The 20,825-nt window shown below is 61.2% G+C and carries 15 protein-coding genes; 10 read left to right on the top strand and 5 right to left on the bottom strand.

Going from position 1 to position 20,825, the window contains the following annotated elements; all coding sequences use genetic code 11:
• Positions 1 to 5 precede the first annotated feature (5 nt).
• A complete protein-coding gene (locus ACO1VH_RS08415; RefSeq protein WP_486244051.1) occupies positions 6 to 2,558 on the top strand; it encodes a [protein-PII] uridylyltransferase in 2,553 nt (850 codons plus the stop codon).
• Positions 2,559 to 2,621: 63 nt separating this feature from the next.
• Positions 2,622 to 3,368: a pseudouridine synthase gene (locus tag ACO1VH_RS08410; RefSeq protein ID WP_486244050.1), complete on the top strand. Its 747-nt coding sequence runs from the start codon at positions 2,622 to 2,624 to the stop codon at positions 3,366 to 3,368.
• Positions 3,369 to 3,395: 27 nt separating this feature from the next.
• Here ACO1VH_RS08410 and def read toward each other — a convergent pair whose 3' ends face one another.
• The 5 genes from def to smc form a co-directional block, all read right to left on the bottom strand.
• Positions 3,396 to 3,932, bottom strand: coding sequence for a peptide deformylase (def, locus tag ACO1VH_RS08405; protein ID WP_486244049.1), 537 nt, complete (start codon positions 3,930 to 3,932; stop codon positions 3,396 to 3,398).
• Positions 3,929 to 4,807 (bottom strand): UTP--glucose-1-phosphate uridylyltransferase GalU, encoded by an 879-nt coding sequence (gene galU, locus ACO1VH_RS08400; protein ID WP_486244048.1) that lies wholly within the window; start codon positions 4,805 to 4,807, stop codon positions 3,929 to 3,931. Before galU ends, def begins: the two co-directional genes overlap by 4 nt.
• Positions 4,804 to 6,864 (bottom strand): NAD-dependent DNA ligase LigA, encoded by a 2,061-nt coding sequence (ligA, locus tag ACO1VH_RS08395; protein WP_486244047.1) that lies wholly within the window; start codon positions 6,862 to 6,864, stop codon positions 4,804 to 4,806. Before ligA ends, galU begins: the two co-directional genes overlap by 4 nt.
• A gap of 10 nt (positions 6,865 to 6,874) precedes the next feature.
• Entirely contained in the window at positions 6,875 to 7,996 is a 1,122-nt protein-coding gene (locus tag ACO1VH_RS08390; RefSeq protein WP_486244046.1) for a cell division protein ZipA C-terminal FtsZ-binding domain-containing protein, read from the bottom strand.
• A 376-nt stretch (positions 7,997 to 8,372) separates the two neighbouring features.
• On the bottom strand, positions 8,373 to 11,894 hold the full coding sequence (smc, locus tag ACO1VH_RS08385; RefSeq protein ID WP_486244045.1) for a chromosome segregation protein SMC: 3,522 nt from the start codon (positions 11,892 to 11,894) through the stop codon (positions 8,373 to 8,375).
• A 257-nt stretch (positions 11,895 to 12,151) separates the two neighbouring features.
• Here smc and dapC point away from each other — a divergent pair, with 257 nt between their 5' ends.
• The 8 genes from dapC to ACO1VH_RS08345 all read left to right on the top strand — a co-directional run bounded on the left by dapC (position 12,152) and on the right by ACO1VH_RS08345 (position 20,809).
• Positions 12,152 to 13,357, top strand: a complete 1,206-nt coding sequence (dapC, locus tag ACO1VH_RS08380; RefSeq protein ID WP_486244044.1) for a succinyldiaminopimelate transaminase — start codon at positions 12,152 to 12,154, stop codon at positions 13,355 to 13,357.
• 51 nt (positions 13,358 to 13,408) lie between these two features.
• Positions 13,409 to 14,233 carry a 2,3,4,5-tetrahydropyridine-2,6-dicarboxylate N-succinyltransferase gene (gene dapD / locus ACO1VH_RS08375; protein WP_486244043.1) on the top strand — a complete coding sequence of 275 codons (825 nt, stop codon included), beginning with the start codon at positions 13,409 to 13,411 and terminating at the stop codon, positions 14,231 to 14,233.
• Between the two features lie 71 nt (positions 14,234 to 14,304).
• Positions 14,305 to 15,435 (top strand): PilT/PilU family type 4a pilus ATPase, encoded by a 1,131-nt coding sequence (locus tag ACO1VH_RS08370; protein ID WP_486244042.1) that lies wholly within the window; start codon positions 14,305 to 14,307, stop codon positions 15,433 to 15,435.
• A gap of 2 nt (positions 15,436 to 15,437) precedes the next feature.
• On the top strand, positions 15,438 to 15,800 hold the full coding sequence (locus ACO1VH_RS08365) for an ArsC family reductase (protein ID WP_486244041.1): 363 nt from the start codon (positions 15,438 to 15,440) through the stop codon (positions 15,798 to 15,800).
• A gap of 2 nt (positions 15,801 to 15,802) precedes the next feature.
• Positions 15,803 to 16,930, top strand: coding sequence for a succinyl-diaminopimelate desuccinylase (gene dapE / locus ACO1VH_RS08360; protein ID WP_486244040.1), 1,128 nt, complete (start codon positions 15,803 to 15,805; stop codon positions 16,928 to 16,930).
• Positions 16,931 to 17,060: 130 nt separating this feature from the next.
• Positions 17,061 to 17,954, top strand: a complete 894-nt coding sequence (gene prmB / locus ACO1VH_RS08355) for a 50S ribosomal protein L3 N(5)-glutamine methyltransferase (RefSeq protein ID WP_486244039.1) — start codon at positions 17,061 to 17,063, stop codon at positions 17,952 to 17,954.
• A gap of 28 nt (positions 17,955 to 17,982) precedes the next feature.
• Positions 17,983 to 19,956, top strand: a complete 1,974-nt coding sequence (locus tag ACO1VH_RS08350; protein ID WP_486244038.1) for an ATP-binding cassette domain-containing protein — start codon at positions 17,983 to 17,985, stop codon at positions 19,954 to 19,956.
• A 13-nt stretch (positions 19,957 to 19,969) separates the two neighbouring features.
• Positions 19,970 to 20,809, top strand: a complete 840-nt coding sequence (locus ACO1VH_RS08345) for a Rossmann-like and DUF2520 domain-containing protein (RefSeq protein ID WP_486244037.1) — start codon at positions 19,970 to 19,972, stop codon at positions 20,807 to 20,809.
• Positions 20,810 to 20,825: the final 16 nt, after the last annotated feature.

Below are 20,825 nucleotides of genomic sequence, written 5' to 3'. Positions count from 1 at the left end.
CCGCCATGCCCACGCTTGCCGTCGCCCTGAAGGAACAGCTCAAGGCAGAACGCCAGACCGCCATCGATACCTTTCTGGCACACGGCAAGGTGGAAATGCTGCTGACACGACTGAAAGACAATGTCGATGCCGCGCTGATCGAAGCCTGGAAGACATTCGAACTGCCGTCCAGCGCCGCGCTGGTCGCCGTCGGCGGCTACGGCCGCGGCGAACTGTTCCCGCATTCCGACGTCGACGTGCTGATCCTGCTGCAGGAAGCGCCAGACAGCGCACTGCAAGGCCGGCTGGAAGAACTGGTGCAACTGTTCTGGGATATCGGCCTGGAAATCGGCCACAGCATCCGCACCATCGACGAATGCCTATCTGAAGCCGCCGCCGACATCACCGTGCAAACCAGCCTGCTCGAAGCGCGGCTGATCACCGGCAATGCGGAGCAATTCCGCCTGTTAAAGGAACGCTGCGATGCCGCCATGGACCCGCAAGCATTCTTCCAGGACAAAACGCTGGAACTGCGCCAGCGCCACGCCAAATACGAAGACACGCCCTACAGCCTGGAGCCGAACTGCAAGGAAAGCCCCGGCGGCCTGCGCGACCTGCAAGTCATCCTGTGGGTCGCCAAGGCTGCACAGCTCGGCGATTCGTGGCGCAAGCTGGCCGAGCGCGGCCTGATCACCGATACCGAGGCACGCCAGCTGAAGCAGAATGAACGTGCGCTGAAGGACATCCGCATCCGCCTGCACATCATCACCAACCGGCATGAAGACCGCCTCGTATTCGACGTGCAGACCGCGATCGCCGAGTCGGTCGGTTTCAAGAATTCGCCGACCCGCCGCGCCAGCGAATACCTGATGCAGCGCTACTACCGCGCCGCCAAGGCCGTCACACAGCTGAACGCGATCCTGCTGCAGAACATCGAGGCACAACTATTCCCGCAGATGACCTCGCCGGTTGCGATCAATGCGCGCTTCAACGAAGTCAACGGCTTCATCGACATCGCCGACGACGACACCTTCCAGACCACGCCGTCGGCGATGCTGGAAGTCTTCCTGCTGCTGTCGCTGCATCCTGAACTGAAAGGCATGGCGGCGCGCACGTTGCGCGCGCTGTGGCATTCGCGCTTCCAGATCGACAACAACTTCCGCCGCGATCCGAAGAACCGCAAGCTGTTCATAGATATCCTGAAGGCGCCGCAAGGCATCACGCATGCGCTGCGCCGGATGAACCAGACCAGTATCCTCGGCCGCTACCTGCCGAACTTCCGCCGCATCGTCGGCCAGATGCAGCATGACCTGTTCCACGTCTACACGGTGGATCAGCACATCATGATGGTGGTGCGCAATGTACGCCGCTTCATGCTGAGCGAGCATGCACACGAATATCCGTTCTGCAGCCAGCTCGCCGCCAATTTCAACAAACCGTGGCTGCTGTACATTGCCGCGCTGTTCCACGATATCGCCAAGGGCCGCGGCGGCGACCATTCGCTGCTCGGCATGGAAGATGCACGCGACTTCTGCATCGATCACGGTTTGACGGAAGAAGAAACCGAACTGGTCGTGTTCCTTGTCGAGCAGCATCTGACAATGTCGCAGGTCGCACAGAAACAGGATCTGTCCGATCCGGACGTGATCGCCCATTTTGCGCAAACGGTCGGTGACGAACGTCACCTGACCGCTCTTTATCTGCTGACGGTAGCCGACATCCGCGGCACCAGTCCGAAGGTCTGGAATGCGTGGAAAGGCAAGCTGCTGGAAGATCTGTACAACATGACGTTGCGCGTGCTCGGCGGCGAAGCGCCGTCGGCCGAGCGCGAACTGAAGAACCGGCAGGAAGAAGCACTGAAGACGTTGCGCCTGTTCACACTGCCGGAAAACGCGCACCAGAAGTTGTGGGAGCAGCTCGACGTCGTCTACTTCCTGCGGCACGACGCCAACGACATCGCCTGGCAGACGCGTGTGCTCTACGACAAGATCGACAGCGCCGTCCCGGTCGTCAAATGCCGACTGGCGCCGATCGGTGAAGGACTGCAGGTGGCGGTTTACGTCAAGGACCGCTCCGACCTGTTCGCGCGCATCTGCAGCTATTTCGACCGCAAGAACTTCAGCATTCTCGACGCCAAGATCCATACGACCAAGCATGGCTACGCGCTCGACACCTTCCTGATCACCGAACCGGCCTTCGCCGCCAGCTACCGTGACCTGATCAGTCTGATCGAGCACGAACTGGCCGAACTGCTGACGCAACCGGTCGAACTGCCGGCGCCGAGCAAGGGCCGTCTGTCGCGCCTGTGCCGTACTTTCCCGGCCACACCGACTGTCGACCTGCGTCCGGATGAACGCGGCCAGTATTACCTGCTGACCGTTTCCGCCAACGACCGCAACGGCCTGCTGTATTCGATCGCCAGCGTACTGGCCAAGTACAAGGTCAATCTGCACACCGCCAAGGTGATGACGCTGGGCGAGCGCGTGGAAGACGTTTTCCTCGTCGACGGCCCCATGCTGAACAATCTGCGCAACCAGATCCAGCTGGAAAGCGATCTGCTCGACGCATTGCGTATCTGATGCTATCAATTTCAACCGCTGCACACCGTGACCGTGCAGCCGCTTTCATTTTTTCGTAACGCCATGACTGAACCGCTCCGCCTTTCCAAACGCATGTCCGAACTTGGCCTCTGCTCACGCCGCGAGGCCGACGAATGGATCGCACGCGGCTGGGTGCGTGTCGACGGCAAGGTCGTCTCCGAACTCGGCACCAAGATTCTGCCGACACAAAAGATCACGATCGAACGGCAGGCCGCCGCCGAGCAGTCGAAGCGCGTGACGATCCTGATCAACAAGCCAGTCGGCTACGTCAGCGGCCAGGCCGAAGATGGCTATAAACCGGCCGTTGCACTGGTCAAGCCCGAAGCGCGCTGGAAGGAAGACAAGACGCCGACGCAATTCCATCCGACGCAACTGCGCAGCCTGGTTCCCGCCGGCCGCCTCGACATCGATTCGGTTGGATTACTGGTGCTGACGCAGGACGGTCGCATCGCCAAGCAATTGATTGGCGAAGATACCTCGATCGAAAAAGAATATCTGGTGCGCGTGCAGTACACGAAGCCGGGCAAGCTGCCGGACGCCGAACTGCAGCGTCTGAATCATGGCCTCATGTTGGACGGCAAGAAGCTGCTGCCGGCCAAGGTCAGCTGGCAGAACGACGACCAGTTGCGCTTCGTTCTGCGAGAAGGAAAGAAACGCCAGATCCGCCGCATGTGCGACATCGTCGGGCTGAAGGTATTGGGATTGAAACGGGTGCGCATCGGCCGCGTCAAGCTGGGCGATCTGCCAGCCGGACAGTGGCGCTATCTGCGCGAAGACGAAGGCTTCTGAACGAAGCGCGTCCCGGCAGATTCCTGTTCAGTCGTCGTCGTTCGGGTCGAGCTCGGGGAACAGGATTTCGGTAAAACCGAACTGCGAAAAATCTTCTATCCGCATCGGATACAGGATGCCGTCCAGATGGTCGCACTCATGCTGCACGACACGCGCATGAAAACCGTCGGCATCGCGACTGATCCTGTTGCCGTACTGATCGACACCTTCGTAATGCATGGCTGCAAAGCGCGGCACCACGCCGCGCATGCCGGGCACCGACAGACAACCTTCCCAGCCCTCTTCGCGATCGGCCGATAATGGTCGCAGCACCGGATTGATCAGCACCGTTTCCGGCACCGGTGGTGCTTCGGGATAGCGCGTGTTCTGCTTGAAGCCGTAGATGACCACGCGCAGGTTCACGCCGATCTGCGGTGCGGCCAGACCGGCGCCGTTCGCCGCATGCATCGTATCGAACATATCGGAGATCAATGCATGCAGTTCCGGCGTATCGAATGCCTTCACCGGTTCGGCGACGCGCAGCAGGCGCGGATCGCCCATCTTCAGGATGGGACGGACACTCATTTCTTCATCGACTTCATGAACTCGGCGAAGCCGGCACCGGTTTCGGCATGCTTCAGCCCCATCGCCACCGTCGCCTTCAGATAGCCGAGCTTGGAACCGCAATCGTAGCGCTGGCCATCATAGCGATACGCCAGTACTTTCTGATCACGCATCAGCGCGGCGATACCGTCGGTCAGCTGGATTTCGCCACCCGCACCCTGCCCGATGTTTTCCAGGTAATCGAAGATACGGCCGGTCAGCACGTAGCGGCCGACCACCGCCAGCGTCGACGGTGCAACATCCGGCTGCGGCTTTTCAACGATCGCGTTGACTTCCTCCAGCCCGTCCTTGTATGGCGTCGCGCTGACGATACCGTACTGACGCGTGTCGCTGCGCGGCACGTCCTGCACGGCCAGAATGCTGTGGCCCTCGCGACTGAAGATGTCGGTCATCTGCGCCAGCACCGGCTTGGTGCCGGCATTCGTATCCATGAAATCATCTGCCAGCAGCACCGCAAACGGTTCGTTGCCGACCACCGGACGCGCACACAGTACCGCATGGCCGAGACCCAGCGGCGCCGGCTGGCGGATGTAGATGCAATTGACGTTTTTCGGAATCACATTGCGCACCAGGTCCAGCAATGCCGCCTTGCCGGCCGCTTCCAGTTCCGTTTCCAGTTCATAGGCCTTGTCGAAGTGATCCTCGATCGCGCGCTTGTTGCGGCCGGTGATGAAAACCATCTCGGTCACGCCGGCAGCGACGGCTTCCTCGACTGCATACTGGATCAACGGCTTGTCGACGATGGGCAGCATTTCCTTGGGCTGCGCCTTGGTCGCAGGAAGGAAACGGCTGCCGAGGCCAGCCACGGGAAAAACTGCTTTTCTGATCTTGATCATTCGCTATCCAATAATTGAAGTAACCCTGCTTCGTCCAGAACCGGCACGCCGAGTTCCTCGGCTTTCGCAAGTTTACTGCCTGCCTCTGCACCTGCCACGACATAACTTGTCTTCTTCGAAACCGAACCAGCCACCTTGCCGCCAGCCGCCTCGATTTTCTCCGCCGCTTCGTCGCGCGTCATGTTCGGCAACGTGCCGGTCAAAACGAAAGTCTTGCCTGCAAACGGTTTCGCTTCGCGTTCGACCACATGCTCCGGCCAGTGTACGCCGGCCGCGCGCAGTTGCTCGATCAGCTCGGCATTCATCGGATCGTCGAGGAAACTGCGGATGGATGCCGCCACCACCGGGCCGATGTCGGCGACTTCCAGCAACTGCTCCTCGCTTGCTGCCAGGATCGCGTCAAGATTGCCGAAATGGCGCGCCAGCTCCTTCGCCGTCGCCTCGCCGACATGGCGGATACCCAGCGCATAAATGAAGCGCGCCAGCGTCGTCTTTTTCGATTTTTCCAGCGCCGCCATCACGTTCTGCGCCGACTTGTCCGCCATGCGGTCCAGCTCGGCCAGTGCGCGGAACCCGATCTTGTACAGATCGGCTGCCGTCGTGACGATGTGCTTGTCGACCAGTTGTTCGACCAACTGGTCGCCCAGGCCTTCGACATCCATTGCGCGACGCGACACGAAATGCAGCAGCCCGCCCTTGCGTTGCGCCGCACATTTGATCCAGCCGCCGGAACAGCGCGCCACCGCTTCGTCTTCCGGCCGCACGATGGGCGAACCGCAGACCGGGCAGGACGTCGGCATCGCGAATTCGCGCGCATCGGCTGGGCGCCGTTCCGGCACGTAGGACAGCACTTCGGGAATCACGTCGCCGGCGCGGCGCACGATCACGGTGTCGCCGATGCGTATGTCCTTGCGCCGCACTTCGTCCTCGTTGTGCAGCGTCGCATTCGTCACCGTCACGCCGCCGACCGACACCGGCGTCAGGCGCGCCACCGGCGTGATCGCACCGGTACGGCCGACCTGCACTTCGATGTCCTGCACCGTGGTCAGCGCTTCTTCCGCCGGGAACTTGTGCGCCAGCGCAAAGCGCGGCGCGCGCGACACGAAGCCCAGTTGCTGCTGCTGCGCCGCATCGTTGACCTTGTAGACCACGCCGTCGATTTCGTACGGCAGGCTCTTGCGCTTGTCGCCGATGCCGCGATAGAAGTCCAGCAGGCCCTGCGCCCCTTTTACGACCGCGCGCTCTTCACAAACCGGCATGCCGAGTTCGCGGTACCAGTCCAGCAACGCAGAATGCGACGGCGGCATGTCCACGCCTTCCAGCGCGCCGATGCCGTAGGCGAAGAAGCGCAGCGTACGCTGTGCGGTGACGCGCGAATCGAGCTGGCGCAGGCTGCCGGCTGCCGCATTGCGCGGATTGGCGAATTCCTTCGCACCGGCTTCGCGCTGCTTGGCATTGAGCTTGGCGAGGTCGGCCTTGTACATCATCACTTCGCCGCGGATGTCGATCACTGCCGGCGGATTGTTCGTGTGCAGACGCAGCGGAATTGCGCGTATCGTGCGGATGTTTGCCGTGACGTTTTCGCCGGTAAAGCCGTCGCCACGCGTAGCGGCACCGGTCAGAATACCGTTCTCGTAACGCAGGTTGATCGCGAGACCGTCGAATTTCAGTTCGGTCGCGTATTCGACTTCCTCTTCCGTATTCAATCCGTCACGCACACGGCGATCGAAATTGACGATGTCTTCGTCATTGAAGCCGTTCCCCAGCGACAGCATCGGCACCGCATGCGCCACCGGCGGAAATGCCGTCAGCGCCAGCGCGCCGACGCGCTGTGTTGGCGAATCGGGAACGATCAAATCGGGATTTTCCGCCTCGATCAGCTGCAGTTCGACGAACAGCTTGTCGTATTCCGCATCGGGAATCGTCGGATTGTCGAGGACGTGATAGGCGTGATTGTGGCGGTTCAGTTCGGCACGCAGCCAGCGCGCGCGCTCGGCGGGATTGCGCGGGTCCGGCGCTTCGCCCGCCGCCGCGCCGAACAGATCGGATTGCGTCATCGGTCAGGCGTCAGTTGAACAGTCGCAGCGCGCGTGCCGAACCGGCGGGGATATCGGCTGCATCCATATCGGCGTAGAAGGCTTGCAATTGACCGGTAATTTCGGTCAGGGCGGCATCGGCCAGCGGCTGGTTGCCGTCGTCGACGACCGTGCCGTCGAGACGCGACGCCAGGGTGCGCGCGCAGGCGATCATCGCACCGAAACCGTCGCGTTCCGGCGCCACCACCGGCACATCGAGCAGCAGCGTCAGATGGCTGGTGGTTTCCTCCGCCAGCGTGACGTTGGTCGACAGCGAGAACAGCACGCCGCCATCACCGTCCGGCATGACCAGGCGGCCTTCCGGGCGAACGTCGAAACCTTGCCGCTCCAGCGCAGCCAGCAGTGTCGTCACCGACCACGGCGCGCCATTGGTGCGCACGTTGACGCTGAGCTTGGCATCATATTCGGTCACGAAATGATGCAAGGCGCGCGCGCTTGCCATCACTTCCGTCATGTCCGGCACGTCGGGATCGGCATCCAGGTCGTCGGCAATCTGACGCAGCTTCATCACGAATTCGGAATACTCCAGTTCATTCAGTGCGCTGCTGCGGTTGGCCAGCTGCACGCCGGCCGTCAGTGCCTTGTAGACGCCGCCATGCGTCACGGCTTCCCATTTCGCATCCATGCGCTGACCGATGAAATGCACCGGCTTGCCGCCGACGTGGCGCAGCGACTGGATCGCCGCCAGCACCTTCTCGCCGCGCAGTTGCATGACGGGCGTCAACGGAATCGTGCAGTCGATCAGGTAATCGACAGGCAGATCGCGCTCTTCGGCATGAAAAGCTAGTTCCACCGGCACGCCATCCGAAGCACTGACTGCCGCCACATCTGCCGGCATATCCTGATCGATCGCTTCCTGCTGAATCGCTTCGACGTTGGCCATCGATTCCGGCATTTCTCCCGGCGAGAATCCCGGCTCCCGGCGTTCGGCGGCTGGTTTGTCGCCACTGCCCATCAGAACATCGTCATGCGATGACGAAAAAGCGCGCTCGACGCTTTTCTTCGCCTTGTATTCCTGCCATTTGTTATAGCTGATAACGCCGCCGACGATCACGGCGCCGATCACGATCAGGCTGGTCTGTAGATCCGTCATGCTGCACCGGCCGTTTCAATGAGTTGTCGAGAAGATGGGAGCGGCATCGCGACGCAGGCGCGAAGCCGGAATGAAGAAGAGAAATCGGATTGACTCATATAAATCCAAAGGTTCGACGGGTTCCGCCAGCCGCTTCGCCACAGACCACGATACAGGCCGTCATCAGTGCGAATCCTTGGCGCGGCAACCCGCACAATGCCGTGCCTAGGGTACGTTCTGCAAAGAATTTTTGTCAAGCCGACATACCCGCCGGAAAGGCTGGCGCACTATGCTTTCGGAGGTTTTTACCGCACGAAAAGATAACGGAAGACAACAGGAAATCACGCATTCGAACACTCGGTTCCCAATTACCTCGGATCGCTTCCTCTCGTGCAACTTATGCCGCCTCCGACGCGAAGTTTGCTGCCGACTCCATATCGACCGCAACGATGCGCGACACGCCCTGTTCCTGCATCGTCACGCCGATCAGCTGCTGCGCCATCTCCATCGCGATCTTGTTGTGCGAGATGAAGAGGAATTGCGTGTGCGACGACATACGCTTGACCATGTTGCAGAAGCGTTCGGTGTTGGCATCGTCCAGCGGCGCATCGACCTCGTCCAGCAGGCAGAACGGCGCGGGATTCAGCTGGAACATCGAGAACACCAATGCGGTCGCCGTCAGCGCCTTCTCGCCGCCCGACAGCAAGTGAATCGTCGCGTTCTTCTTGCCCGGCGGCTGCGCCATCACCTGCACGCCGGAATCCAGAATCTCTTCGCCGGTCATGATCAGCTTGGCCTGGCCGCCGCCGAACAGAATCGGGAACAGTTCGCCGAAATGCTTGTTGACCTTGTCGAAAGTGTCCTGCAGCAGATCGCGCGTTTCCTTGTCGATCTTCGCGATCGCGTCTTCCAGCGTGGTGATCGCTTCGGTCAGGTCGGCGTTCTGCGCGTCGAGGAAGTTCTTGCGCTCCGATGCCGCGGCCAGTTCGTCCAGCGCTGCAAGGTTGACGGCGCCGAGGCCCGCAATCGCATTGGTCAGGCGCGTGACTTCACCCTGCAGATACGACGGGCGCACGTCGTCGTTCAGCTTTTCGGCTAGCGCGGCTTCGTCTGCCTGTGCTTCGGCCAGCTGCTGCGCGTACTGTTCCTGGTTCAGGCGCGCGGCCTGTTCCTTCAGTTGCAGTTCGGTGATGCGGTCGCGGATCGGCTGCAGGCTGCGTTCTGCCTGCATGCGCGATTCGTCGTGCGTGCGCAGTTGCTGCGTCAATTGATCCAGTTCGTGGCGCGCATCGGCCAGCGCGCGCTCCTGTTCGCTGCGCTTTTCCAGCAGCGCCTGCAGGCCGGCCTGCGCCGCCTGATCGTCCAGGCTTTCCAGTTCCAGCGTGCCCTGCTGCATGTTGGCGAACAGTTGCGCCGCCTGTTCCAGCGCGGTGGCGATGCTGCGCTTCAGCTCCTCGATCTTGTTGCGCTGCGATTTCTCGGAGAATTCCGCTTCCTGTGCCGCGCGCTCCAGTTCACGTACCTTCTGGCGCGCGTCGTTCAACTGCTGTTCCTTCGCCAGATAGTCGGTCTGGCCTTCTTCGTGCGTTTGCTGCAGTTCGGCCAGTTCGGCATCCAGTTGCTCGAACTTCGCTTCCGATTCGGCCTTGATCTGCTGCTGCTCGGCTTCCTGCGCGGCGATTTCTTCCAGATCGGTGGCGATCTGCGTGCTGCGCTGGTTGAAGCGTTCCTGCACCTCGGACAGCTTCATCACGTCGATCTGCAAGCCATGCACGGATTGCGTCAGTGTATTCACGCGCTGGCGGATTTCCTGCAGGCGCTGCGTGGCCTGCGTCAGTGCGGCTTCCGAACGCACGAAGCGCGATTTCGCCTCGTCGGCCAGCATCTGCTGTGCGCGCAACTGCTTGGTGATGTTCTCGATTTCCTGCTGGCGCGCCAGCATGCCGTCCTGCTCGGAATCCGATGCGTAGAAACGCACGCTGGACTTGCCGATCACATGGCCCTGCTTGGTGACGAAGCAGGCGCCGTTCGGCAGCTTGCTGCGATCGACGAAGGCGGAGGCGACATCGTCGGCGATATAGACATTGTGCAGCCAGTCCTGCATCAAGGCGCGCAGGCCCGGATCGTTCAACTGCAACAGATTCAGGAAAGGCTTCAGTCCCGCAACCGGTTCGCTCGTCTCGCTAGCAACGGCATTCGGCGTGAACAGGGCCAGCTTGGCCGGCGGTGCATCGTTGAAGAATGCCTTGGCCCAGTCCAGATTCGACACTTCCAGCGCCGACGTGCGCTCGCGCAGTACCGATTCCAGCGCGGTTTCCCAGCCCTGACCGATGTGCAGCTTCTGCCACAGGCGCGGCAGTTCGCCGAGTTCGTGCTTCTGCAGCCACGGTTGCACCTTGCCTTGCGTCTGCACGTTTTCCTGCAGTTGCTTCAGTGCGGCGAGGCGCGCTTCCAGTTGCGCGTTGTTGGCGGTTTCGGTATTGACCTGCTGCTGCGCCGTACGACGCTCTTCTTCCAGCTTCGGCACTTGCTCCTGTGCCTCTTCGAGCTGCATCGTCGCTTCTTCCAGCGTCGCCTGCTTTTCTTCCAGTTGCAGCTTCAGGTTGGACAGATGCGTGGTATCCGGCGCGTTCAAGCCGTGCTGCTCCTGCGTCAGGCGGTCGCGGCGCGCTGCAAGGTTCGACAGGATGCCGGAAGCATTACGCTGGTGCGCCGATTCCAGTTCGATCTGTTGCTGCGCCTGCATGATGCGGCTGCGCGATTCGGTGCTTTTCAGCTGCGCTTCGCGCCAAGCCTGTTCCATCGCCGGAATGCCGTCATTCTCGCGCTGCGCGATTTCCTGCGCCTGCTCGACGCGCATCGTCTGCTCTTCCAGATGCATTTCGGCTTCGGTCAGGTCTTCCTGATATTGCGAGCCCTGGCGCTGCCACTGGTCGCGCTGCGCGGTCAGCGAGTTGAGTTGCGACTGCAGACGGGCGCGCGATTCGATGACGAACTTGATCTGCGCTTCCAAGCTGCCGATCTCGGAATTGGTCTGATACAGATGCCCTTGCGCCTGATGCATGCGGTCGCCGGCGGCATAGTGCGTCTGGCGCATGTGCTCGAGTTCGGTTTCGACATGGCGCAGCTTGGCGGTCTGCTCTTCCAGTTCGATCTGCGCCTTTTCAATATCGCGGAAGAATTTTTCCTGCTCGTTCTTCGCCTCGTTCTTGCGCAGCAGCCACAGCAGCTTCTGCTTTTCGTCCTGCTCGGCCTGCAGTGCATGGTATTTCTGCGCGACGGCGGCCTGGCCTTCGAGTTTTTCCAGGTTGGCGTTCAGTTCGCGAAGGATGTCCTCGACGCGCAGCAGGTTTTCGCGCGTATCCTGCAGGCGGTTTTCGGTTTCGCGGCGGCGTTCCTTGTATTTCGAAACACCGGCGGCTTCCTCGAGGAAGATGCGCAGCTCTTCCGGGCGTGCCTCGATGATGCGCGAGATCATGCCCTGCCCGATGATCGCGTAGGCGCGCGGACCGAGGCCGGTACCGAGGAAGATGTCCTGGATGTCGCGGCGGCGCACCGCCTGATTGTTGATGTAGTAGGTCGAAGTGCCGTCGCGCGTCAGCGTGCGCTTGACGGCGATTTCCGCATACTGGCTCCACTGGCCCGACGCCTTGCCGTCGCTATTGTCGAATACCAGTTCGACCGACGAGCGGCCTGCTGGCTTGCGGTTGGTCGTGCCGTTGAAGATTACGTCCTGCATCGATTCGCCGCGCAGTTCGGACGCCTTGGATTCGCCGAGCACCCAGCGCACGGCATCGATGATGTTGGACTTGCCGCAGCCATTCGGGCCGACCACACCGACCAGCTGGCCCGGCACCTGGAAGTTCGTGGGATCGACGAAGGATTTGAAACCCGATAATTTAATGGAAGTTAAACGCACGTTATCGACCGTTTCCTAGGATATACAACAAATTCAGTTGATCTGACGCGGCGCGGCAGCCCTGCAAAAGGGACTAATCATAGCATTGCGGACAACGATGCCAAGCATTTGAAACGGCCCGATATGACATCAAACCGGCACCGCGCCGAGATCAAGCCAGCGCCCCGCCAGCATCGACAGGCCGCGCAGCGGCAGGACGGTATAATGTTGCCATTTTGAACCGCGCATTTTCCCGCGCCTCTTCCGATTTCCCTGCCGTGAATCCTCTCCTGAACCAGCTGCAACCCTATCCGTTCGAAAAGCTGAAGCAACTGTTCGCCGGCGTCACGCCGAATCCGGACTATCGTCCGATCAGCCTTGGCATCGGCGAACCCAAGCATCCGACGCCGCCCTTCATCCAGAAAGCGCTGGCCGACAATCTCGACGGCCTCGCCGTCTATCCGACCACGGCCGGCGCCGACACCTTGCGCGCCACGATCGCCGGCTGGCTGGAACGCCGCTACGGTCTGCCGAAACTGGATCCGGCAACGCAGGTGCTGCCGGTCAATGGTTCGCGCGAAGCGCTGTTCGCGCTGGCGCAGACCGTCGTCGATCCGCGCGGCGATGCGCTGGTGATGTGCCCGAATCCGCTGTACCAAATTTACGAAGGCGCGGCTTTTCTGGCCGGTGCGCAGCCCTACTACGTCAACTGCAATCCGGCGCGCAACTTCGCGCCCGACTTCAGCATCGTCACGCCGGAAACCTGGAAGCGCGTGCAACTGGTCTACGTCTGCTCGCCCGGCAACCCGGCCGGCGCGGTGCTGACGCTGGACGACTGGAAGGAACTGTTCGAGTTGTCCGACCGCTACGGCTTCGTGATCGCCGCCGACGAATGCTATTCCGAGATCTACTTCAAGGACGAGGCACCGCTGGGCGCACTGGAAGCCGCGCACAAGCTGGGCCGCACCGGCTATCCGCGCCTGATCGGCTTCTCCAGCCTATCCAAGCGATCCAACGTGCCGGGCATGCGTTCCGGTTTTGTCGCCGGCGATGCCGAAATCCTGAAGAAATTCCTGCTGTACCGTACCTATCACGGCAGCGCGATGAGCCCGTCAGTGCAAAGCGCCTCGATCGCCGCATGGAACGACGAACAGCACGTGATCGAAAATCGCCAGAAATACATCGCGAAATTCAATCAAGTCACGCCGATGCTGCAGGAAGTCGTCGACGTCGCCCTGCCGGACGCCGGCTTCTACCTGTGGGCAAAGGTCGACAAACTTGCGCCGATCAGCGACGTCGAGTTCGCGCAGCGCCTGTACGCCGAATATAATGTGACGGTTCTGCCCGGCAGCTATCTGGGTCGCGAGGCGCACGGCGTCAATCCAGGGGAAAATCGCGTGCGCATGGCGCTGGTCGCCGAAGTCGACGAATGCCTGGAAGCTGCACAACGCATCGTCGCCTTCTGCCGCAAGCTGGCCGCCTGATTGTCGTATCCCGTTTTCGATTCATCCATTCACCATCAGCAAAGCAAAGACATGACCCAACAACTCGAACAATTCATTGATCAGGCCTGGGAAAACCGCGCCGATTTTTCGCCGAAGAACGCACCGGCCGATGTCCGCAATGCGGTCGCGCAAGTTATCGACCAACTGAACAAGGGCGCGCTGCGCGTGGCGCAAAAGGCCAACGGCGAATGGATCGTCAACCAGTGGGTCAAGAAAGCCGTGCTGCTGTCGTTCCGTCTGGAAGACAACGTCGTGATGCCGGCCGGCGGCAGCACGCAGTTCTACGACAAGGTACCGAGCAAGTTCGCCAATTACTCCGAAGCCGATTTCGCCGCCGGCGGCTTCCGCGTGGTGCCGCCAGCGATCGCCCGCCACGGCAGCTTCATCGGCAAGAACGTCGTGATGATGCCGTCGTACGTGAACATCGGCGCCTACGTCGATGAAGGCACGATGGTCGACACCTGGGCCACCGTCGGCTCCTGCGCGCAGATCGGCAAGAACGTCCACCTGTCCGGCGGCGTCGGCATCGGCGGCGTGCTGGAACCGATGCAGGCCAATCCGACCATCATCGAAGACAACTGCTTCATCGGTGCACGTTCGGAAATCGTCGAAGGCGTGATCGTCGAGGAAAACTCGGTCATCTCGATGGGCGTGTACATCGGCAAGTCGACCAAGATTTATGACCGCGCCACCGGCGAAGTCAGCTACGGCCGCATCCCAGCCGGCTCGGTCGTCGTCTCCGGTAACCTGCCGTCGGCCGACGGCAAGTACAGCCTGTACTGCGCCGTGATCGTCAAGAAGGTCGATGCACAAACGCGCTCGAAGACCGCCATCAACGAACTGCTGCGCGACTGAGACTGACACGATGCCGCAACTCTTTGCGGCATCGTGCTTTTCATCCACCAACCTGAACGGGACAGACAGCCATGGCAATGGATCGGTTATTTCTTCTGATGAAGGGAAAGGCGGCATCCGACTTGTTTATCGCAGTCAATTCGCCGATCCACATCAAGATCGATGGCAATCTGATCCCGATCAACCAGCAGAAGCTCGATCAGCAGGCGATCATGTCGCTGCTGGGCGAAGTCGTTTCGCCCGCCAAGCTGGAAGAGTTGGAACGCGAGAACGAACTCAACATCGGCATCCCGGTCGCCGGCGTCGGCAGCTTCCGTCTGTCGGCCTTTCGTCAGCGTGGCAGCATCTCGGCCGTGCTGCGCTACATTCCGGGTGAAATCCCGCCGCTGGACAGCCTGAACCTGCCGCCGGTACTGGCCAATCTGGTCATGGAAAAACGCGGCCTGCTGCTGGTGGTCGGCGCGACCGGCTCCGGCAAATCGACGACGATCGCGTCGATGCTGGACCATCGCAACATCATGAAGACCGGCCACATCCTGACGCTGGAAGACCCGATCGAATTCCTGTTTCGCAACAAGCGCTCCATCGTCAACCAGCGCGAGATCGGCAACGACGCGAACGGCCTGCAGATCGCGCTGAAGAATGCGCTGCGCCAGGCACCGGACTGCATCATGATCGGTGAAATCCGCGACCGCGACACGATGTCCGCCGCGCTCGCTTACGCACAATCCGGCCATCTGGTGATCGCCACGCTGCATGCGAACAACAGCTATCAGGCGTTGATGCGGATCATCAACTTCTTCCCGCTGGAAACGCGCCAGTCGCTGCTGAACGACCTGGCTTCCACGCTGCGCGGCATCGTTTCGCAGCGGCTGGTGACGTCGATCAGCGGCGGCCGCCGCGCGGCGGTCGAAGTCATGCTGAACACGCCGCACATCGCCGAACTGATCGAAAAAGGCGAGATCACGCAGATCAAGGAAGCGATCGAGAACAGCATGTCGGCCGGCTCGCAGACATTCGAGCAGGCGCTGCTGGCGCTGATCAAGGATGGTATCGTCACACAGGACGAAGCGCTGGCCCACGCCGATTCCGCCAGCAACCTGTACTGGCTGCTGAACAATTCGACGCAACCCAAACCGGTTGAAGAACCGCAGCCTGAAGAACAAGGCGCCAGCTTCACCGAATTCACATTGAAGATGTAACCATGAGCATTACCCTGTACGGCATACCGAACTGCGATACCGTCAAGAAGGCGCGCACCTGGCTGGAAGCCAGCAAGACCGACTACGCCTTTCACGATTTCAAGAAGAACGGCATCACGCACGAACTGATCACCGGCTGGCTGAAGGACGTGCCGTGGGACGTGCTGGTCAACCGCAAGGGCACGACCTGGCGCAATCTCAGCGACGAACAGAAAGCCGCCATAAACAACAGCAGCGACAACGCCAGCGCAATCGAACTGATGCTGGCGTCGCCCTCCATCGTCAAGCGCCCGGTGCTGACCGGCGCCGGCAAAACGCAGGTCGGCTTCTCCGCCGACATGTACCAACAGATTTTCAAGAAATGACCATGAGCAAGACGCTCGCACTGACCGAAGAACTGATCGCCCTCTCCTCCGTCACGCCACAGGACAACGGCTGCCAGGCACGCCTGATCGAATTGCTGGAACCGCTCGGTTTCGCATGCGAAACGATTTCGTCCGGCGGCGTCACCAATCTGTGGGCACGCCGCGGTACGACGCAACCGCTGCTGGTGTTCGCCGGCCATACCGACGTCGTGCCGACCGGCCCGCTGGAACAATGGACCTCGCCGCCGTTCGAACCGACGCAGCGCGACGGCAAGCTGTATGGCCGCGGCGCAGCCGACATGAAAACGTCGATCGCCGCGATGGTCGTCGCTGCCGAGGAATTCGTGCAGGCGCATGCTGATCACAAGGGCTCGATCGGCTTCCTGATCACGAGCGACGAGGAAGGCCCGGCCACCGACGGTACCGTCATCGTCTGCAATGCGCTGAAGGAGCGCGGCGAACAGCTCGACTACTGCGTGGTCGGCGAGCCGACGTCCAGCCAGGTGCTGGGCGACATGATCAAGAACGGTCGCCGCGGCAGCATGTCTGGACGGCTGGTCGTCAAGGGCATCCAGGGCCATATCGCCTATCCGCAGCTGGCACGCAATCCGATCCATCAATGCGCGCCGGCGCTGGCCGAACTGACCGCCGAAAAATGGGACGACGGCAACGAATACTATCTGCCGACTTCGTTCCAGGTTTCGAACATGCACGCCGGCACCGGCGCATCGAACGTGATTCCGGGTGAAGTCGTCATCGATTTCAACTTCCGTTTCTGCACCGCCAGCACCGTCGAAGGCCTGCAACAGCGTGTGCACGCGATCCTCGACAAACACGGCCTTGAATACGATCTGAAGTGGTCGATCAGCGGCCATCCGTTCCTGACGCCGAAAGGCTCGCTGAGCGATGCCATCGGCGACGCGATCCGCAGCGAAACCGGCGTCGAGACCGAACTATCGACCACCGGCGGCACATCCGATGGCCGCTTCATCGCGCGCATCTGCCCGCAGGTCGTCGAATTCGGTCCGCCGAACGGCAGCATCCACAAGATCGACGAACACATCGAAGTCCGCTTCATCGATCCGCTGAAGAACATCTATCGGCGCACGATGGAGAACCTGCTGCTGTAACGCCGGTCAATACTGAAACGTAATAACACGTGCTGCCGGACCCATGCCGGCAGCATGATGATTTCCCGCCCCTACGGGAACCACCACTATTCGGACGATGCGCGCATCGTTCATCATTCTCGATCGCATCATGCCAACGACCACGCCCGCTTCCTTCTCGACGATCCGCGACCTGCTGCGCTATGCCGTCACTCGTTTCAATACCGAACAGCTGTTCTTCGGCCACGGCACGACCAATGCGCTGGACGAAGCCGCCTACCTGATCCTGCATACGCTGAAGCTGCCGCTGGACAAGCTCGATCCCTTCCTCGATGCGCAGCTGCTGCAAGAAGAAGTGTCGGCCGTGCTCGACGTCATCGACCGCCGTGCCGTCCAGCGCGTGCCCGCTGCCTACATCACCAACGAAGGCTGGCTGGGCGGCTATCGTTTCTATGTCGACGAACGCACGATCGTGCCGCGCTCCTTCATCGCCGAACTGATTCCGGAACAGTTTTCCCCCTGGATCGGCAAACCGGATAGCGTGACCAACATCCTCGAACTGTGCACCGGCTCCGGCTGCCTGCCAATCATGCTGGCCGATGCCTTCCCGAATGCGCAGATCGACGCGGTCGATATCTCGGCCGATGCGCTGGCTGTCGCACAGCGCAACGTCGACGACTACGACCTGAACGATCGCATCACACTGATCCAGTCCGACCTCTACGAGAACGTGCCGGAAAACAAGTACGACCTGATCGTCACCAACCCTCCTTACGTCAACGCCGGCTCGATGGACAAGCTGCCGCCCGAATACCTGCGCGAACCGCAGATCGCGCTGGCCGGCGGTGAGGACGGCATGGATCTGGTACGCAAGATCGTCGACGGCGCAGCCAAGCGGCTGACCTCAAAAGGCTTACTGATCGTCGAGATCGGCAACGAGCGCCCGTACGCGGAAGCGGCTTTCGCCGACCGCGACCTGACGTGGCTGACGACCAGCGCCGGCGACGACATGGTGTTTCTGCTGACCGCCGACCAGCTGAAGTAATGGCAGTAATGAATCGAAGTAACAAGCAATGATCCGCTTTCAAAATGTTTCACTCGCGCGCGGCATCAAGCCGCTGCTCGACGGCGCCGACCTGACGCTGAATCCCGGCGACAGGATCGGCCTGATCGGCGCCAATGGTGCCGGCAAATCCAGCCTGTTCGGTGTGCTGCGCGGCGAACTGCATGCCGACCAGGGCAGTGTCGATTTCCCTGCCAAGTGGCGCGTTTCCCACGTCGCACAGGAAACGCCGGCACTGGATACGCCCGCCATCGAATACGCGATCGACGGCGATACCACGCTGCGCGCACTGCAACGCCAGCTCGCGCAACTGGAAAGCCAGCCGGAAAGCGCCGACAACGGCACGCGCATCGCCGAACTGCATGCTGCGCTGGCCGATGCCGATGCGTACACGGTGCGCTCGCGCGCCGAGCAATTGCTGCTCGGTCTCGGCTTCACGCTGGCGCAGATGGAGCAACCGGTCGCCAGCTTCTCCGGCGGCTGGCGCATGCGCCTGAATCTGGCGCAGGCGCTGATGTGTCCTTCCGATCTGCTGCTGCTCGACGAACCGACCAATCACCTCGATCTCGATGCCATCCTGTGGCTGGAAGACTGGCTCAAGCGCTACGAGGGCACGCTGCTCGTGATTTCGCACGATCGCGATTTCCTCGACGGCATCGTCAACGTCATCGTGCACATCGACGAACGCAAGCTGAAGCGCTATTCCGGCAACTATTCCGCCTTCGAGCGCCAGCGCGCCGCGCAACTGGTACTGGCACAAAGCGCGATTGAGAAGCAGGCGCGTGCCCGCGCGCATCTGGAATCCTTCATCACCCGCTTCAAGGCCAAGGCCACCAAGGCACGCCAGGCGCAAAGCCGCATGAAGGCATTGGCGAAGATGGAAGAACTGGCACCGCTGCGCGCCGCCGCCGAGTTCTCGTTCGAATTCCGCGAACCGGCAAATGCGCCGAATCCGCTGCTGGTGATGGAAAGCGTCGCCGCCGGTTACCGCAGCGGTGAAGGTACGTCCGCCATCGAGAAGACCATTGTTTCCGGCATCGACTTCTCGCTACAGACTGGCCAACGCATCGGCCTGCTTGGCGTCAACGGTGCCGGAAAATCGACGCTGATCAAGACTATCGCCGGCGAACTGGCACCGCTGCACGGCACAGCCCGCACCGGCAAGGGATTATCGATCGGCTATTTCGCGCAGCATCAGGTCGAAATGCTGCGCCACGACGAATCGCCGCTCTGGCACCTGATGCACATTGCGCCCGATACGCGTGAACAGGAACTGCGTAACTTTCTCGGCAGCTTCAACTTCAACGGCAACATGGTAACCAGCAAGATCGCGCCATTCTCCGGCGGCGAGAAAGCACGCCTGGCACTGGCGCTGATCGTCTGGCAGCGCCCCAATCTGCTGCTGCTGGACGAACCGACCAACCATCTGGATCTGGAAACGCGCGAAGCGCTGACGATGGCGCTCGCACAATTCGAAGGCACGCTGCTGCTGGTCTCGCACGATCGTCATCTGTTGCGTGCTACGACCGACCAGTTCATCATCGTCGCCGACGGAAGGCTGCAACCTTTCGACGGCGATCTGGACGATTACCGCGACTGGCTGTTCAAGACGCGGCTGGCAAGCAAGCAGGAAGAAAGCGCACCGCTTCCAACGAAAGCGGAGACGACACAAATTGCGGCAACGCCGGCAGCGGCACCAGACCGGCGCGAACAGCGCAAGCAGGAAGCCGAAGAACGCCAGCGCCTGTCCGTGCTGCGCAAGCCGATAGAAACCCGCATCAAGCGTCTGGAAGAACAGATGGCCAAATGCCAGGTGAAGAAGTCCGAGATCGATATCCGCCTCGCCGACAGCACGATCTACGATGCCGCCAACAAGGAAGAATTGAAGCAGTTGCTGACGGACCAGGCTTATTGCACGCGCGACCTCGACCAGCTGGAAGCCGAATGGCTGGAACAGCAGGAAGCGCTGGAAGCGATTCGCTGAATATACGATGCCGATGTCCGCGCCCCCTACCCTGAACATCGTCGGCTGCGGCAAGGTCGGCCGTGTGCTGGCGCGGCTATGGCATGCGGCCGGCATCGTGCAATTGCAGGACATCGTCAACCGCACGCCGCAGAGCACGGCAGAGGCCGTCGCCTTCATCGGTGGCGGCACACCCGCCACGCTGTCCACGTTGCGCCGCGCCGACCTGACGCTGGTCGGCAGCGGCGACGATCAGATTCCAGCCTTGGCTGCTGCGCTGGTAGCGACCGACACCTCGTTCGACGACAGCATCGTCTTTCATTGTAGCGGTGCGTTGCCGGCATCCGTGCTCGCCCCATTGCAGCAACGTGGCGCCGCCGTCGCCAGCGTGCATCCAGTGCGCAGCTTCGCATTGCCGCAAAAAGTCGTCGCGCAATTTGCCGGCACGTGGTGTGGCGTCGAAGGCGACGCAGCGGCGCTCGCTACAATGGAACCACTGTTCGCCGCTATCGGTGCACGCTTCGTCGCCATCGACGGCGAACGCAAAGCCCTGTACCACGCCGGTGCAGTCTTCGCGTCCAACTATCTGGTCACGCTGCTCGATACCGCAGTACAGGTCTATGGCAAGGCCGGCATCGCGCCAGACGTGGCATTGCAGATGATGTCGGCGCTGGTGCGCGAAACGGCAGACAACGTGCTGCAGGATGGCCCGGAAAAGGCATTGACCGGACCGATCGCGCGCGGCGATGCCGGCACCGTGATCCGGCAATATCATGCCGTCAGGGAAAGCGATGCATTGCAGGGGGACCTATATCGCCGGCTGGGCAGACTGACGCATCGTCTGGCGAAGCGCGCACGCGCCAGTCGTCGTTAAAAGCGTCGTTTAAAAC

Source organism: Oxalicibacterium sp. (assembly GCF_057353965.1).
Note: the sequence above shows the minus strand (reverse complement) of the source record. Positions and strands in the feature narration are given on the sequence as shown.